The following is a 15,960-nucleotide window of genomic DNA, read 5'->3' as shown; positions in this document are numbered from 1 at the left end:
CGACCTGCTCGACGGCCTGCTGTCGGGCGTGCCCTGGCGGGAGGAGCGCCGCCAGATGTACGACCGGGTGGTCGACGTGCCGCGGCTGGTGAGCTTTCACGACCTGACCGTCGAGGACCCGCCACACCCGCTGCTGGCCAGGCTCCGGCGCCGGCTCAACGACATCTACGCGGGCGAGCTCGGCGAGCCGTTCACCACGGTCGGGTTGTGCTGCTACCGCGACGGCTCGGACAGTGTCGCCTGGCACGGCGACACCATCGGCCGCAGCAGCTCCGAGGACACCATGGTGGCGATCGTCAGCCTGGGCGCCACCCGCACCTTCGCCATGCGGCGGCGCGCACGTCCTTCTAAGGGCCCGTCGTTGCGGCTGCCGCAGGCGCACGGGGACCTGCTGGTGATGGGCGGCTCGTGCCAGCGCACCTGGGAGCACGCCGTGCCCAAGACGACCGCACCGGTGGGACCGCGCGTCAGCATCCAGTTCCGGCCGCGCGGCGTGCGGTAGGCCCGGCCCCACTCGCTAGCCGCGGACCGACTTCACCGCGCTCACGAGCAAGTCGCGGGCGCGTTGCGTATCGACCGGCGCGACCGGCTGCCCGGGGACCACCAGCGGATTGGCGGTGACGATCACCTGGTAGTCACCGAATTGGGCCGAATAGTCGTAGAGCTCGCCCGTGCGGGGCCCGCCCGGGGCCAGCGCCTGCAGGACGCGGTGCACCCCAAGCGTGCGGGCCCCGTCGATGTGCGGCGCGTCGACCACCTCAAGGCCGCCACGCAATTGCGGTCCGGTGAACGCCACCTTGGCGCACTCCTTGCCGGGGTCGTTGAACGGCAAGGCTTTTGAGGTTTCCACGGCGATGACGACGAATCGGTTGCCCTTGCCCTCGGCGGACACGGCGGCCATGTTGCCCTGCAGGTCCGGGGGCATCTCCGGCCCCGTCGCCGCTTTGGCGCAGTTGGCCGGGTCGAACGTGAGGCCCTCCGGGAGCTTGCGGCCGGAGAGCACCTTGGGATCGATCCCCCGTTCCCCGATGTCGGTGACCTTGAAATCCGGGCCGAAGCTCGACTTCACGTCGGCGACCTTCTTGATGTCGGCTTTCGCCGAGGTCGCGTCCCCCGATGAGCATCCGGCGAGCACCCCCACCGCCGCGACCGCGACCGCCACTTTGAACACCGTGGCTAATCTACCGAAGGCCGGCGCGTCAGCTGCGCAACGTGGACACCGTTTTGACGAGCAGATCGGCGGCGAATTGCGGCGGCAGCGCTGGGACCACCGAACCCGGATCGGTGGTCAGCGTGGTGAACGCGTAGAAGTTGCCCAGGTAGGCGATGAAAGTGTATGTGCGCGAATCAATCTCGGTACCCGACTCGACGGACGACTTGACGTCGGCCACCATGCCGAGGGTTTGGGCGCCGTCGATGCGGGGAGCGTCGGTGAGGTGCACGCTCGCCGTGCTGTGTCCGGCGGTCATGGTCCACCGGCCACACGCGGCGACCACGTCGTCGGGCCGGGCCCCCGGCGCCGGCAAAGCCACCACCACCGCGTCGACGATGCCGCCGCTGCCCGAGGCGGAAACGCCCTGCGCCGCCTGGTCACGTCCGTGGCCGGGGTCGGCCAGCACCCCGCATTGCGGCGGCCGTACCTTGGTGTCCCAAGCATCGGGTCCCAGGCTCCAGATCACTTGCGGGGACGCCCCGCTGGGGATGGCCGTGGTCGCCTCGTACCCGGGGGGCAGCTCCCGGACCACCCGCTTGATGTTGGCCGGGTTGACCGCCGTCGGCGGCGGCGCCTTCGTGGACGTCGGCGACGGGGCGGGCGCCGGTGCGTGGGCGCACGCGGCCACCAGCAACGCCACCGCGGGCGTGGTCACCGCGCCAAACCGGAACGGCCGCATGCTCGTTGATAGCACACGGGGCGCCCTCAGCCGACCACCTCGATCATCTGCCGGGCGACGTGCTCGATCTGTGCGGCCACGTCGCGCCGAAAGCCGTGGTCGCGCCGGCGCGGGACGTCGATGACGGTGGTGATGACGCCGACATCCTCGCGCCGCCAGATCGCGCCGTGGTGGTCCATGATCGTGCGCATCGGCAGGTTGTCGGAAAGCATTCGGGCCGAGAATCTTTCGACGCCGGCGACCCGGGCGGCAATGGACAGGGCGTTGATCAGGAAGGTGCCGATCCCGCGGCCCTGGTAGGCGTCGGCGACGGTGAACGCGATCTCGGCGACGCTGCGATCGCCGTCGTCGCGCACGTAGCGCGCGTCGGCCACCGGGTCCCCTCCGTCGATCACCACCCAGACGAAGTGGTCGACGTAGTCGACCTCCGAGAGGTAGTGCATCAGCGCCGGGGTGGGAAGGCGCGGTGTCATGAACCGCCGGTACAGCGTCTCGCTGGAGAATTGGATGTGCCCGTGCACGGTTCGCTCGCTGTCGCCGGGCAGCACCGGCCGCAGCATCAGGTCCGTTCCGTCGCGGACACGGATGGGGATCGGCGTGATGAACGCGGCGAGACGCTGGCGCACCGTGCGCAGCAGCCGCTCCATGACCCCGGGGATGTGGACCATGCGCACGAAGGCGTCGTTGTCGCCGATCCACCCGGTCAGCGGGCCGGCGGTGGTGACGGTCGCGGTCCGCGGGATGTGCCGCAGCAGGGCGATCTCCCCGATGAGCATCCCGGGGAAGGCGTGCTCCACGATGACCACGCCGTCGTCGCCGACATGGGTGATCTCCACGATTCCCGAGGAGATGAGCAGAAAGGACACCGCCTGCTCGCCCTGCCGCATCAGCACCTGGCCGGGCGCGGCGCGCAGCGGTTGCAGCGACGCGGCCAGCGGCGCCAGATCGGCCGTCGGACACCCCTCGAAGATGTCCATGGTCGCCAACTCGTCGGCCCGCGCGCCGGTCAAGGCCACCGCGATAGCCCGCCGCTCACGCCCTCGTGGCGCGGGTCTGCGCGTCGCGATGACCGCCGCTGTGCCATGACCTGCCCGCCTGCGTCGCCGTCGTCTACCGCGCCAGGCCCGACTCCCTGGCCGCGGTCGGATGTTGCCCAGGTTATGGGCTGGGTTCCGGCCCCGGCAAGGAGTGCGCGTCGGCCGTCGGTGTCCGCCAGGCCGCGGGGCATGATGAGCGGGTGAGCCGAGCCCACCGAATTCACCGCGCCCGACCAGCACGGGGCCGCGCAAGGTGCAGGTGGGCTGCCTCTGGTTCGATACCCTGACCAACGACAGGTCGTCGACGTGCACGCCCGAACGAAAGCGACGAAATGAGCCAGGACGCAGTCGAATTGACCCGGGGTCTGCTGACCGAGCCCGCCGTCCCGCGGCACGGATTCCTCGACGTACTGGGCGAATCGACGAGTTCCCCGGCCCCGACGCTCGCGCAGCGCGCCATGAACAGCCCCCTTGTCGCCACGGTCTACGAACGGCTGTGGCGCCCGGCTGCGTTCTACGCGGCCAGCGGCGTCACCACGGGCGCCGAGCAGCGGCGCGCGGCGTCGGCGCTTCGGCTGTCCACCGCGCACAGACTGCTCGACGTCGCCTGTGGCCCAGGCAACTTCACCGGCTCGCTGGCAGAACAACTACCGGATGGCGGACTCGCGGTCGGCTTCGACATCTCCGAGCCGATGCTCACGCGGGCCGTCCTGGACAACAGCACCCCGCGGACCTGCTACGTGCGCGGCGACGCCCGCGCGTTGCCGTTCGCCGACGCGACGTTCGACGCGGTCTGCTGCTTCGGCGCGCTGTACCTGATGCCCGAACCGTTCAACGTCGCACGCGAGATGATGCGGGTGCTCAAGCCCGGGGGGCGCATCGCGGTCCTCACCAGCTACGTCCCCGACCTGCCCGGAATCCGGCACGCGATGACCGCCGGTGCCCGCGTCATCGGGCTCTCGATGTTCGACCGGCACGCGTTCGTCGACCTGTTCTCGTCGGCCGGGCTGGTCGACATCGAGCAACAGACCCATCGTGCGCTGCAGTTCATTGCCGCGGCCAAGCCGGGCTGACGGGACTAGGAGGCCGCCTTGCACACGCCGAGGACCCGGACCACCGGTGTGCCCGCCTCGCACTCGAGCACCCGGGGGGCACCGCCGTCGAGGGCCTCGGAGGTGAGCGTGAACATCACCGGCTGACCGTTGCGCTGTGTCATCTGCGTGCATTCCACCCGGAAGAGGCGATAGTCACCGCGTTCACCGATGGCGAGCGAAAAGCCCGGCCGCACCGACTCGACCGGCACCTTTTGCAGGTAGTAGTCAATGTTCATCCGTCGACCGTAGGACGGGTATTCCGACGCGCCCGGCGCCGCCACGCGCCTCTTAGGCAATGTTCAGGCAATTTTTGGGGCCACATTAGTCTTCGTCTCGGGCATGCGCACCGGGCTGCAGGACGAACTCGACGATGATCGACGCCATGTCGTCGATCGCGCTGCGCGGGATGACTTCGAATCCGTGCGTGCTCAGCGTGGGCACGCACAGCAGACCTGCGCGCGGCGTCAGCCCGTTGGCCTTCGAGTGCGACGCGTCGGATTCGAAGGCGCCCAACACGGCCGGCTGCGGGGACAGGCCCAAGTCGGCGGCGATGCCCATCAGCCGGTCGGCGACGTCCTTGTCGTAGACGCACAAGGCGTCGCTGTAGCCGACGATGGGCCCGCCGCTGACGCTCGTGCCGTACTCGCGCTCGGTGGGACCGACCTCGAGGGCCAGGGTGAGGGTGCCGGGCAGCGACCCGCTGGCGTAAGTGCCCCCCACCCCACCGATCTCCTCGTTGGTGGTGAACACGAGATAGACGTCGTCGACGGGCCGTTGGGCGCGCTCGTGCAACAGGCGTGCGGCGCGCAGCAGAGCGGTCACCGCGGCCCGGTCGTCGAGGAAGTAGCAGCCCAGGTAGCCGCCGAACTCGACCAGCGTCCGCTTGCTGCGGTCGACGCACACCCGGGTGCCCGGGCGCACGCCCGCGGCTTCTAACTCGCCGGTGCTGCGGCCGGTGAAGACGTAGACGTGGTCCCAGTCCAGCGCCTTGTCGCCCTGGTCCGGCTTGGTCTGCCAGATCCGCTGACTCTCTTGCGTGGTGTGTTCGGAGCCCAACGTGAGGACCGCGGTCAGCGTCTCGTTCTCGCCGAGCACGGCGACCGGTCCCAGGCCGAAGTTGCCGGGGTACATCGTCCCGAGCTGCGTCAGGTGCAGGGTGCCGTCCGGTTCCACCCGCTTGACCAGCATGGACAGCTCGTCCAGGTGCGCCATGACACGCGTCGCGACGCCGGGTTCGGCCGCCGCGGAAACCTGATGCCGGTGCCCTTTCGCTGCGTCATCGGCCGGGGGCGTGGCGGCGATGTACCCGATCAGGTTGCCGGCGTCGTCGGTCCACATGTCGTCGACGACGGGTCGCAGTTCGCGGGCGCACACCGCGCGAACCTCGGCCTCCTGGCCGCACGGTCCGTAGGCCCACAGCAATTCCTGCAACAAGCCGTCGGTGGCGTTGTCCCCGCGCGTCGGCATGCGGTCCTTTCGGGTTCGTGACTGGTCGCAAGGATCAGTACCCCGCCCGAGTGGTGGGCAATCGCGCTTACGCGTACGCGAGTTCGAGGCGTTCGAAGCGCCGCACCAAGAGACTGGGGAGCCACTTCCCTACGTCGGCGGCCGTGATGTTCGACGTCCGGACGAGCAGTTGGCCCAGCACGATGTTCGCCTCCAGTCGCGCGAGCGCCGCTCCGACGCAGAAGTGGATTCCCTTGCCGAAGCTGATATGTCCCTTCCCCGCGGGCCGATCCAGTCGGAACTCTTCCGGATTGTCGAAGTGTGACGGATCCCGATTGGCCGCTCCCCATAGCAGAAGCAGTCGTGAACCCGCCGGCAATTCGACCCCGCACAGTTCGCTGTCGTTGACGACGTGCCGGTAGTGGCCCCGGAAGGGCGGTTCGTAGCGCAGGACCTCTTCCAGGAACGCCCCCAGCAGATCCGGTCGATCGCGCACCTGCTGCTGGATATCCGGCCGCGTCGCCAAAACCCAAGCGGCAGAACCGATCAGCGAGGCGGTGGACTCACCGCCCGCACTGAACAGGGTGATCATCATAGCGAGCGCCGCCAAGTCGTCCAGGTCGCCGGAGGCACAGGCGACGGCGAGGTCTCCCAGCAGATTGTCCTGCGGGTGGCTTGTCGCGTTCCGGAACTGTTCGGTGATGTAGCCACTGAGCTCCATCACGGCTACGCCGGCGGCATCCATCTGGTCTTGGGTGACCAGTCCTTCGACTACCTGGGTGGCGGAGTAACCCCATTGGATGATCTTGTCGACGTCGGCGTCGGGGACACCGATGATCCTCCCGACGATCATCATGGGGAGCCGGTTGGCCATCGCGCTCATCCATTCGATACGTCCGCCTCGCGCGTGGCGATCCCAGAGGCGGGCAGCGGTGTCGGCGATGAATGGCTCGAAGGTGCGGATGCGCTTCGCCGCGAGCTGCGGGAGCAGCAACTTCCGATGTGCCGAATGGACCGGTTCGTCGGCGGTCGCCAGGGCTTGGGTGGGGCCGCCGAACTCTCCGACGTGGAAGGCGGTGATTGCGCCGCCAGGCTGGTACATCATGGTCGCGGTCAGGTTGGACGAAAAGTCGGCGCAGCGTGCGACGGCCTCGTTGACGGCCCGCCAACTGCTCACCGCGTAGAACCGTGAATCACCGATGCGATGGACATGTCCCGCCCGGTGCATTTGTTCGTAGAGCAACTGGGGATTTTGGATGAACAGCTCGTCGAACAGCGCGAGCCCGAGACCGCCAGCATTCGCTTCCATTGCTCAACGCTGAGTTGCCACGACGTCCGCCGTCAATGGACATGCCAAAAGTTGCGATCCGGCGCGCCATCATGGCGCAGCCGCTGTCTCACCGGCGTTGAGCTAGCTGCGCCAATGCTGGAACATATGGTTGAGATCGTCTCAAGCTTGAGAAGACGTGGACCCAACGACTCAGGGAGGGGAACGCCCGTGGCCGACCATGACTGGGTCCTCGGCGGCGATCGCCGGGCCGCCGCGGCCGACCGCATCTACGCCGCCGCGACCGAACTCGTGGTGCGCGAGGGGCTGGATGCGTTCGACATCGACTCCTTGGCGGCGCGGGTGCACTGCTCGAGAGCCACCATCTATCGCTACGCGGGCGGCAAGGCCCAGATCCGAGATGCGGTGCTGATCCGCCTGTCGGCCGGGATCATCCAGACGGTTCGGAATGCCGTCGACGGGCTCTCCGGCCCCGAGCGCGTCATCACCGCCGTCACCGTCGCGCTCGACCAGATCAGGTCGGACCCGCTGCGGCGACTGATGCTCAGCCCGGGCAGTACCCCGGATCTGGGCGAGTTGCATTCTTCTCCGGTGCTCGCCCACCTCGCGTCCGAGCTCACAGGACTCACCGACGACCCCGAGGCGGCGCAGTGGATCGTGCGCGTGGTGTTGTCCCTGGCCTACTGGCCGCTCGCGAACAGTCGCGTCGAGCGAAACGTCTTGGAGCGGTTCCTGGCTCCGGGCTTCACCCGTGAGTGAATAGGCGACACCATTCGCTGACGGCCGTCATTGACGATCGTCAGTGAAGCGACGTAGGGTGCCTCCATGCGGTCAATGCAGGCTTCCTCCGCAACGCCGGCCGGCGCACGGGAAGCCCGGCGGCTCGAGACCCGGGCGCGCCTGTTCGACGCCGCGCTAGCCGAAATCGCCCGGCGGGGGCTGGCAGCCGCCGACGTGAGCGCGATCGCCGCGGCGGCCGGCGTGGTGCGCGGAACGTTCTATTTCCACTTCCCCACCAAGGAGCACGTTCTCGCCGAACTGGAGCGCAACGAGGAAACCCGGATCATCAGCGAACTCGGCGAGGCCAAGGGCGACCTGGCATCGGTGCTGGCGAAGCTCGTCGCTCACGTGCTGGACGCCGAAAGCCGCTTGGGCGCAGTCGTTTTCCGCGACATGCTCGGTCTGCACTTCTCGTCGTCGCGTCCGGTCGAGGACGAGCTGGCGCAACACCCGCTCGCGGGGTTTCTGGTCGGAGTGATCGCTCGGGCGCAATCGGCGGGGCAGGTCTCGTCAGACGCGGATGCCACGGAACTCGCGGTGTTCTTCCTCACCGGGCTGTTCGCCCTGCTGGCCACCGGAACACCCGATCCGGCGCAGTTAAGCCGTTACGTGACAACAATTGTCAAGGGAATGGAGAAACGATGAACAGCACGGGTATCCAGGGCTACCGCGAGTTTCTGGCCCGGCGAGACGGCGAAGCCGACCTGCTCAACCGGCGGCTGGCGAATCGCGAACGCTTCTTCGCCGAGCTCGAATCGAATCCGGTCAGGTCAGCCCACCCCGCCGATCGGGAGACCTTCCTTCGCAACCTGCGCCGCCGGCGACCGGAGGCCGGACTGGACCGGAAGATGCTGTTCCTGTTGGCGACGGCCAAGCTGAACCAGGCGGAACGGTTCGGCGTCGGCCTCGGGGAAACGTACGGGCGCAACAGCGATGAGAACCTGCCGCCGGAAAACGTCTACCTCGAACTGGAAGAGCATTACCACACCAGGCTGTTGGCCTATGCGCTGGACATCTTCGACCTGACGTTCCAGGTGGTCCCTCCGCCATTCGTGATGCGACAGTTCGTCAAGACCGGAGTGTTCCTTCCCGCACGGTTGGGCTTTCTGTTCGTCGGCGCCGCCGAGATGGCGGGCTGCATCATGTTCGACGAACTGCGCCGAGTCGGTATCGAACTGTTCGCCGACGAACCGGAAGTCGCCGAGCGAATTGAACTGCTCTACAGCGAGATCCTCACCGACGAGATCGGCCACGTCGGTTACTGCGCATCGCGCTGCACCGCTGCCGAACGGGCGATCATGCGCCGCATCTATCCCCTCATCGGACGGATGTTCGCCCGTCAGACCGCCGAGATCAGCCTGCTGATCGACCCGAAGGCGTTGCACGCCCGGCTCGACCGGCCCTTCGACATCGATGAGCTCACCGCCGATCTGGACAACGAAACGTATCTGGTCACACACCCATGACGAGGTGCCGCGCCGTCATCCCGCTCCTTCGGGGCCAGAAAACGAAGAATCTGCCACAAAGTGAATTTTCCCGCTTTGCCGTCTAGGGCTCGGGCCGCCCGCGGGGCAGACTCGACGTCGGAGGGGCTGAACCGAGTCCCATAGGAACAACCCGAGGCCAGACCGCACCGCTCAAGAAGAGGGCCGTAGCGCGAGGCGTCCCCTTTTCAGCCCCTCCCCCTTCGATAGGGCGTTCCGCGCTAAGCCTGGACGATGTGCCAAAGGGGACCAGCCCGGCGTTCCGCTGACGAACAGTGGCGACGACCGCACCGCTGAAAGTTGTGGTGGAGCTAAGGGGATTCGAACCCCTGACCTACTCGATGCGAACGAGTCGCGCTACCAACTGCGCCATAGCCCCTGATCGCTAGCAGGCTACCAGCCGCGGCCCGAACCGCCGAAATGCGAGGGCTACTCGCCGACGGCCCGCGGCAAGTCCCTGGGCCAGCCGTAGTTGCGCATCGGCATCGCGTAGTCCAGGTGCTCGAAGATCGGGTCCTCGTCGTCGATCTCCAGAACCACCGCGCCGGGGCGCCGGAGCCTGGACGGCACCACGTCGTAGTCGCGGTCGTAGGCGTTCTCCACGCCCATCCGCGCCCGGGCCATCCGCTGCATCCGGCGGCGACGGATCTTCTCCTCGATCCGGGTCTGCCGGCGCAGGTAGGCCAGGTACAGCAGCGTGACGGCGGTCGCGACGCCGCAGGCCCACCAGGCGGTGGGCGAAATCTTGAACGCGGCCGTGGCCGTGCCGACCAGGACGACCGCCATCACCATCAGCACGCGCTTGCGGAACTTGTACTTGCGGGCGCTGACCGCGGCGGCGGTCTTGGCGTCGAACCGGCGGCGCCGCGAGGCGTTCCGCGGCACCGGCGCCGGCATTTCCTCCTCGTCGCCTTCGACTTCGGCTTCCGGCTCCAGTCCGGAGGAGTCGTCGACGTATTCGTAGCCCTCGTCGTCGTCTTCGCCGCCGCCCCGGGCGACCACGTCGGTGTCGGACTCCTCGTCGTCCTCGTCGGCCTCGGCTTCATCCTCGACGACCGCTTCGACGCCCGCCGGCAGCGCCTGCGAATCCTCGACGACATCGACGTCGAGGTAGTCGGGTTCGGTGAGCTCGGGCGTCGCGATCTTCATGACGACGGGGCGCGCGGCCCGCAACTCCTCGGTGTCGTGCTCTTCGTCTTCGTCATCGCCGGTGAGGTCGAGCTCGCTTTCGGCCGCCTCCTCCGGCGGCTTCCAGTTCGGGTCGGAGCGGTGACCGGCGGCCGGACCGCTCCGCTTGATCAGGCGGGAATTGGCGCCACCGTTGAGGACCCGGGTCGCCAGCGCGACGTCGCTGGTGCGGCGGACGGCATCGCGTTTGCTGACCAGCATGGGCACCAAGACGAACAGCCAGAGCACTACGAGCGAGATCCACAACAGTGACTGCGGAATGCTTGGCATGACGACCTGCTCTCTTCGGTTCCGATCCCCGCGAAGCCCACCGGTGGCCAGCGCGGCCGGGTCTTAGTGACCAGGACAATTACACACCTGTAATTTGGCTCTCACAAGCACCACAAGTCACTCGTGTCGCGGTAGCCCCACACGGGGCCGAGGCGCTTCGGGCGTTCAGGCCCAGCTGGCCTGCCCGGCGCGGACCAGGGTCGAGGCCACCGATCCGGACACCTCTTCGGCCGTGATGGCCATCAGCAGGTGATCGCGCCAGGCCTTGTCCACCTCGAGATAGCGCTGCAGCAGCCCTTCCTGGCGGAACCCGACTTTCCCCAGGACCGCGCGGCTGGCGGCGTTCTCGGGCCGCACCGTCGCCTCCACGCGATGCAGCATCACGGGGCCGAAGCAGTGGTCCAAGCCCAGCGCCAACGCCGCCGTGGCCACCCCGCCGCCGGTCGCCGACCGCGGCACCCAGTAGCCGATCCACGCCGACCGCAATGCCCCATGGGTGACGTTGCCGATGGTCAGCTGGCCGCAGAACTGCCCGTCGAGCTCGATCACGTACGGCAGCATGCGGCCCGCGCGGGCTTCCGCGCGCAGACCGGAACACAGCGCCGGCCAGGCCGAGACCGTGTGCCGGCTCGTCCAGTCGCCCTCCGCGCTGGGCTCCCACGGCTCGAGGTGCGCCCGGTCCGCCAACCGGATGCGACTCCACTGGGTGCCGTCGCGCATCCGCACCGCCCGTAACCGGACGACCCCGGCCGGGACCCGTAACGGGCCGGCGTCCAGCGGCCAGCCCGGATGGCGGGCGTTGGTGCGCAACCGGTTCACGAGCGTGCGGAGCGGTTGCACTTAACCGCGCTGAGCCAGGAAGGCGACGTCGACGATCTCGCCGGTGCGGATTTGTTCAGCCCCGCTGGGCACCACCACGAGGCAGTTCGCCTCGGCGAGGGTGGCCAGCAGGTGAGAGGACGCCCCGGGGGCGCCGCCGAGCGCCTGCACCAGATACTCCCCGGTCTCCTGATCGCGCATCAGCTGGCCGCGCAGGTAGCCCTTGCGGCCGGCGACCGACGTGATCGGGGACAGCGTGCGGGCCTGCACGATTCGGCGCATCGGCTGGCGCTTGCCCAGCGAGAGACGGATCAGCGGCCGCACCATCACCTCGAAGACCACCAGGGCGCTCACCGGGTTCGCGGGCAGCAGGAACGTGGGGACGCCGTCGCGGCCCAGCTGACCGAATCCCTGGACGGACCCGGGATGCATCGCGACGCGGACGACCTCCATCTCCCCCAGCTCGGAAAGCACCGAGCGCACCGGCTCGGCCGCGGCGCCCCCGACACCGCCGGCGATCACCACCACCTCGGAACGGTTGACCTGGCCCTCGACGACCTCGCGGAATTCGGCGGGGTCGTTGCTGACGATGCCGATGCGGTTGACCTCCGCCCCGGCATCCCGGGCCGCCGCCGCCAACGCATAGGAGTTGACGTCGTACACCTGGCCGTTGCCCGGGGTGCGCGAGATGTCGACCAGCTCGCCTCCGACGGCCATCACCGTCACCCGGGGCCGCGGATGCACCAGCACCCGCTCGCGGCCGACCGCGGCCAGCAGGCCGACCTGGGCCGCGCCGATCACCGTGCCGGCGCGCACCGCGACGTCGCCGGGCTGCACATCGTCCCCGGTGCGGCGCACATACGCGCCCGACGGCGCGCCCCGCAGGATCCGCACCCGTGTGCTTCCGCCGTCGGTCCAGCGCAACGGGATGACGGCGTCGGCCAGCGTGGGCAGCGGGGCTCCCGTGTGCACCCTGGCGGCCTGACGGGGTTGCAGGCGGCTGGGCGTGCGCGCACCGGCCTCGACGGTGCCCATCACGGGCAGGACCAGCCCCTCGCGGCGGTCTTCGTCGAGCTCCGCGTCGCCGGGAGGCTCACCCAGGCTGTCGACGCCCACTTCGCCGATGCCCAGCACGTCCACGCTGCGCACCGCGTAACCGTCGATCGCGGCCTGATCGAAACCGGGCATCGGGCGTTCGGTGACGACTTCCTCGGCACACATCAATCCCTGCGCCTCGGCGATGGCCACCCGGATGGGCCGCGGAGCCACCGCGGCGGCCGTTATCCGGGCCTGCTGCTCCTCCACAGAACGCACAGCGCGCCTCTCTGCCCTACTGCCCTGACGGGCCTCTAACGACCTGATGGGCGCCGTCGCGGGCCGGGCGTTGCAGGCCGGCTACTTCTCGGCCAGGCCTAACCGCGCCACCAACCATCGCCGCAAATCGGGGCCGTAGTCGTCACGATCCAATGCAAAGTCAACCGCAGCCTTGAGGTAGCCGCCGGGATTTCCCAAGTCGTGTCGAGATCCGCGATGCACGACGACATGCACCGGGTGGCCCTCGGAAATGAGCAACGCGATCGCGTCGGTGAGCTGGACTTCGCCGCCCACGCCGCGGTCGACGCGACGCAACGCGTCGAAGATGGCGCGGTCGAGCACGTAGCGGCCCGCCGCGGCCAACATCGACGGGGCGTCCTCGCGCCTGGGCTTCTCGACCATGCCCTTGACCTTCAGCACGTCAGGGTTGTCGTCTCCGGGCACCGGCTCGACGTCGAAAACGCCGTAGGCGCTGATCTCCTCGGGCGTCACCTCGATGGCGCACAACACCGTGCCGCCGTACCGCGCGCGCACCTTCGACATCGTTTCCAGGACGCCGGTGGGCAGCACCAGGTCGTCGGGCAGCAGGACCATCACGGCGTCCTCGTCGGGCGCCAGGGCGGGCTCCACGCAGCTGATGGCGTGTCCCAGTCCGAGCGGCTCGGCCTGGACGACGGACTCGACCTTGATCAGCTGGGGGGCGCGGCGCACCTTGTCGAGCATCGCTTTCTTGCCGCGCGCCTCCAGCGTCCCCTCGAGGACCAGGTCCTCCACGAAATGCGCGACGACGCCGTCCTTGCCTTCGGAGGTGATGATCACCAGGCGGTCGGCGCCCGCCTCGGCCGCCTCGGCCGCGACCAGCTCGATGCCGGGGGTGTCGACGACCGGCAGCAACTCCTTGGGCACCGTTTTCGTCGCGGGCAGGAAGCGGGTACCAAGACCGGCGGCGGGCACGATTGCCGTGTGTGGGACCACCACTTTTGGGCTTGACATTGTTCACACGATAACCCGAACGCGGTTCGCCGAGTCGATGTGGCGCGGGCGAATACGCGGCTGCCATGGTTGACACATGGCGACCCCCAGCAAGGCCGCGTTGCGTGCACAGCTTCAGGCGGCCCGGCGCCGCGTTGCCGACGACGTGCGGGCGCGCGAGGCGCGCATGCTGTGCGAGCACCTGGAAGGCCAGGAAAACGTCGTGAGCAGCGGCAGCACGGTGTGCGCCTACGTGCCGGTGGGAGCCGAGCCCGGCTCGCCCGAAATGCTTGACGTATTGCTGCGGCGCGCCGGACGAGTGCTGCTGCCGGTTGCGCGGACCACCGCGGACGACGCGCCGCTGCCGTTGCGCTGGGGCGAATACCGGCGCGGCGCACTGACCTCCGCGCGGTGGGGACTGCTGGAGCCGCCGGAGCCGTGGCTCGCGGCATCGGCGATCGCGGAGGCAAGCCTGATCCTGGTGCCGTCGCTGGCCGTCGACCGCCGCGGGGTGCGGTTGGGCCGGGGCCGCGGCTTCTACGACCGCTCGCTGGGCTACCGCGACCCACGGGCGCGGCTCATCGCGGTGGTGCGCGACGCGGAGTTGGTGGACCAGTTACCCGCCGAGGGGCACGACGTACCGATGACCGATGCGCTCACGCCGCGGGCCGGGTTCACCGCCCTCGATCCGCGGTGACATATCGGGAATGAGTGACGTCACGTGGCGGTTCTAGCACTTGAGACGTTAGAGTGCTAAAAAGCTTTGCAATCATCCGGAGGTATTCGTGCCGACTTACAGCTATCAGTGCACCGAGTGCGACGATCGCTTCGACATCGTGCAGGCCTTCACCGACGATGCGCTGACGACGTGTGAGCGCTGCTCCGGGCGGCTGCGGAAGCGCTTCAACTCCGTCGGGGTGGTCTTCAAGGGCAGCGGCTTCTACCGCACCGACAGCCGGGAATCCGGCAAGAAGTCCACGACCTCGACCAACGGATCCTCGTCGACCGACTCCGGATCGAGCTCGGGTTCGAGCGAGAAGTCCACATCCAGCGAGAAGTCCAGCAGCAGCGCAACGGCGCCCGCCGCCGCTTCGAGCTGACGGGGTTATCCACAACCGCGCCGTCCGTCGCATTTACCGCTGACCGTGCTGCGCTTAGCGTTGCGGTGTGGGCGAATCGTCGCTGAATCCGGCCTTGTTGAGCCGCCTTTCGGGGTGGTTGCGTCCCGATTGGAGCCGGACCGTGCTGGCGCGGCGCGTCGCCGCGGGCGGGCTGCTCGTGTTGGCCGGCATTACCGCGCTGAGCTCCGATCCCGGCGGTGACTACGCCGAGGTGGTGGTCGCCGATCACGACCTGCGGCCCGGCACCGCGTTGACCCCCACCGACATCCGGCTCGAAAAACGTTTGGCGGCAACCGTTCCCGACGGAGCGCGAACCGACGTGGGCGCCGTGGTCGGTTCCACGCTGGCCGGCCCTGCCCGGCGCGGCGAGGTCCTCACCGACGTGCGGTTGCTGGGCAGCCGGCTGGCCGAGGCCGCGATCGCGCCGAATGCGGGGCCCGGCGCCCGCATCGTCCCGCTGCGTCTGGCCGACAGCGCCCTGATCGACCTCGTCCGCGTCGGCGACATCGTCGACGTGCTGGCCGCACCGTCGACCGGATCGCCGGAGCCACCCCAGGCCACCCCCAGGGTGGTGGCCACCGATGCCGTCGTGGTGCTCGTGTCCGCCCAGCCGAAAGCCCAGGCAGGAGACGGCGACCGCGTAGTGTTGGTGGCGCTGCCGGCTCGCGTGGCGAACACGGTGGCGGGCTCGGCGCTGGGTCAGGCGGTGACCCTCACCCTGCACTGAGTGCCTCGCCGCCGTTGGTCAAGCGACCGACAGCAAACTCTGTCCAATCCCAGGAAGGACATCTGGAATGTTCAAAGGGTTCAAGGAGTTTCTCTCGCGGGGCAACATCGTCGACCTGGCCGTCGCGGTCGTCATCGGTACCGCCTTCACCGCCCTGGTCACCAAGTTCACCGAAAGCATCATCACGCCGCTGATCAACCGGATCGGCGTCAAACAGCAGTCCAACGTCGGCATTTTGAAGATCGGCATCGGCGGCGGCCAGACCATCGACCTGAACATCCTGCTGTCGGCCGCGATCAACTTCGTACTGATCGCCGCGGTCGTCTACTTCTTCGTCGTGCTGCCCTACAACACGCTGCGCAAGCGCGGAGAGGTGGAGCAGGCGGACGACGCCCAGGTCGTTCTGCTCACCGAGATCCGCGACCTACTCGCCCAGACCAACGGCGACTCGTCGGGCAAGCACGGCGGAGCGGGCACGACGCCCCCTCCGGAGCACGGACCCCGCGCCGACGCCGAGTCGCGGTAGCC

At 68.6% G+C, this 15,960-nt stretch carries 19 protein-coding genes and 1 tRNA gene; 9 read left to right on the top strand and 11 right to left on the bottom strand.

The features are described from left to right. The coding region (locus A5692_RS00815; protein WP_068051131.1) for an alpha-ketoglutarate-dependent dioxygenase AlkB at positions 1-502 on the top strand (502 nt) is incomplete at its 5' end. Positions 503-517: 15 nt separating this feature from the next. Here A5692_RS00815 and A5692_RS00810 read toward each other — a convergent pair. From A5692_RS00810 to A5692_RS00800, 3 genes are read right to left on the bottom strand one after another with little or no spacing between them, the layout of a single operon-like run. After that, positions 518-1,171: a DUF5642 family protein gene (locus A5692_RS00810; protein ID WP_068051129.1), complete on the bottom strand. Its 654-nt coding sequence runs from the start codon at positions 1,169-1,171 to the stop codon at positions 518-520. 28 nt (positions 1,172-1,199) lie between these two features. Beyond that, positions 1,200-1,892 carry a DUF5642 family protein gene (locus A5692_RS00805; RefSeq protein ID WP_068051126.1) on the bottom strand — a complete coding sequence of 231 codons (693 nt, stop codon included), beginning with the start codon at positions 1,890-1,892 and terminating at the stop codon, positions 1,200-1,202. A gap of 26 nt (positions 1,893-1,918) precedes the next feature. Then, on the bottom strand, positions 1,919-2,869 hold the full coding sequence (locus A5692_RS00800) for a GNAT family N-acetyltransferase (RefSeq protein ID WP_068051136.1): 951 nt from the start codon (positions 2,867-2,869) through the stop codon (positions 1,919-1,921). Positions 2,870-3,261: 392 nt separating this feature from the next. Between A5692_RS00800 and A5692_RS00795 the strand changes: the two genes are divergently transcribed. Next, on the top strand, positions 3,262-4,002 hold the full coding sequence (locus A5692_RS00795) for a class I SAM-dependent methyltransferase (protein WP_068051124.1): 741 nt from the start codon (positions 3,262-3,264) through the stop codon (positions 4,000-4,002). A gap of 5 nt (positions 4,003-4,007) precedes the next feature. Here A5692_RS00795 and A5692_RS00790 read toward each other — a convergent pair whose 3' ends face one another. From A5692_RS00790 to A5692_RS00780, 3 genes are all read right to left on the bottom strand, one after another. After that, positions 4,008-4,259 carry a hypothetical protein gene (locus A5692_RS00790; RefSeq protein ID WP_068051122.1) on the bottom strand — a complete coding sequence of 84 codons (252 nt, stop codon included), beginning with the start codon at positions 4,257-4,259 and terminating at the stop codon, positions 4,008-4,010. A gap of 85 nt (positions 4,260-4,344) precedes the next feature. After that, complete coding sequence (locus A5692_RS00785) at positions 4,345-5,490, bottom strand: M42 family metallopeptidase (RefSeq protein WP_068051120.1); 1,146 nt, start codon at positions 5,488-5,490, stop codon at positions 4,345-4,347. Between the two features lie 67 nt (positions 5,491-5,557). Next, complete coding sequence (locus tag A5692_RS00780) at positions 5,558-6,778, bottom strand: cytochrome P450 (protein WP_068051119.1); 1,221 nt, start codon at positions 6,776-6,778, stop codon at positions 5,558-5,560. 189 nt (positions 6,779-6,967) lie between these two features. Between A5692_RS00780 and A5692_RS00775 the strand changes: the two genes are divergently transcribed. The 3 genes from A5692_RS00775 to A5692_RS00765 all read left to right on the top strand — a co-directional run bounded on the left by A5692_RS00775 (position 6,968) and on the right by A5692_RS00765 (position 9,003). Continuing rightward, entirely contained in the window at positions 6,968-7,516 is a 549-nt protein-coding gene (locus A5692_RS00775) for a TetR/AcrR family transcriptional regulator (RefSeq protein WP_068051117.1), read from the top strand. A gap of 66 nt (positions 7,517-7,582) precedes the next feature. Then, a complete protein-coding gene (locus A5692_RS00770) occupies positions 7,583-8,182 on the top strand; it encodes a TetR/AcrR family transcriptional regulator (protein ID WP_068051115.1) in 600 nt (199 codons plus the stop codon). Further along, on the top strand, positions 8,179-9,003 hold the full coding sequence (locus A5692_RS00765; protein ID WP_068051113.1) for a hypothetical protein: 825 nt from the start codon (positions 8,179-8,181) through the stop codon (positions 9,001-9,003). The genes A5692_RS00770 and A5692_RS00765 overlap by 4 nt, the downstream gene beginning before the upstream one ends. 321 nt (positions 9,004-9,324) lie before the next feature. Here the strand turns inward: A5692_RS00765 and A5692_RS00760 are convergent. From A5692_RS00760 to A5692_RS00740, 5 genes are all read right to left on the bottom strand, one after another. Further along, positions 9,325-9,400 (bottom strand) — tRNA-Ala (locus tag A5692_RS00760). Positions 9,401-9,450: 50 nt separating this feature from the next. Further along, on the bottom strand, positions 9,451-10,479 hold the full coding sequence (gene glpR, locus A5692_RS00755; protein ID WP_068051110.1) for a gephyrin-like molybdotransferase receptor GlpR: 1,029 nt from the start codon (positions 10,477-10,479) through the stop codon (positions 9,451-9,453). A 165-nt stretch (positions 10,480-10,644) separates the two neighbouring features. After that, a complete protein-coding gene (locus A5692_RS00750; protein WP_068051135.1) occupies positions 10,645-11,298 on the bottom strand; it encodes a GNAT family N-acetyltransferase in 654 nt (217 codons plus the stop codon). Between the two features lie 21 nt (positions 11,299-11,319). Continuing rightward, on the bottom strand, positions 11,320-12,612 hold the full coding sequence (gene glp / locus A5692_RS00745) for a gephyrin-like molybdotransferase Glp (protein WP_068051108.1): 1,293 nt from the start codon (positions 12,610-12,612) through the stop codon (positions 11,320-11,322). A gap of 81 nt (positions 12,613-12,693) precedes the next feature. Next, positions 12,694-13,605: a UTP--glucose-1-phosphate uridylyltransferase gene (locus A5692_RS00740; protein ID WP_068051106.1), complete on the bottom strand. Its 912-nt coding sequence runs from the start codon at positions 13,603-13,605 to the stop codon at positions 12,694-12,696. Between the two features lie 76 nt (positions 13,606-13,681). Between A5692_RS00740 and A5692_RS00735 the strand changes: the two genes are divergently transcribed. From A5692_RS00735 to mscL, 4 genes are all read left to right on the top strand, one after another. After that, a complete protein-coding gene (locus tag A5692_RS00735; RefSeq protein ID WP_068051104.1) occupies positions 13,682-14,281 on the top strand; it encodes a 5-formyltetrahydrofolate cyclo-ligase in 600 nt (199 codons plus the stop codon). Positions 14,282-14,369: 88 nt separating this feature from the next. After that, positions 14,370-14,684 (top strand): FmdB family zinc ribbon protein, encoded by a 315-nt coding sequence (locus tag A5692_RS00730; RefSeq protein WP_068051102.1) that lies wholly within the window; start codon positions 14,370-14,372, stop codon positions 14,682-14,684. A 67-nt stretch (positions 14,685-14,751) separates the two neighbouring features. Further along, the gene (locus tag A5692_RS00725) at positions 14,752-15,432 is read left to right on the top strand and encodes an SAF domain-containing protein (RefSeq protein ID WP_068051101.1); all 681 of its coding nucleotides are present in this window, start codon (positions 14,752-14,754) and stop codon (positions 15,430-15,432) included. A gap of 67 nt (positions 15,433-15,499) precedes the next feature. Further along, positions 15,500-15,958 carry a large-conductance mechanosensitive channel protein MscL gene (gene mscL, locus A5692_RS00720; protein WP_068051098.1) on the top strand — a complete coding sequence of 153 codons (459 nt, stop codon included), beginning with the start codon at positions 15,500-15,502 and terminating at the stop codon, positions 15,956-15,958. The last annotated feature ends 2 nt before the right edge of the window (positions 15,959-15,960 follow it).

It is taken from the genome of Mycobacterium sp. E342 (assembly GCF_001667665.1).
GTDB lineage: Bacteria > Actinomycetota > Actinomycetes > Mycobacteriales > Mycobacteriaceae > Mycobacterium.
The sequence above is the reverse complement of the archived record's forward strand: the minus strand, read 5'-3'. Positions and strand labels throughout refer to the sequence as shown.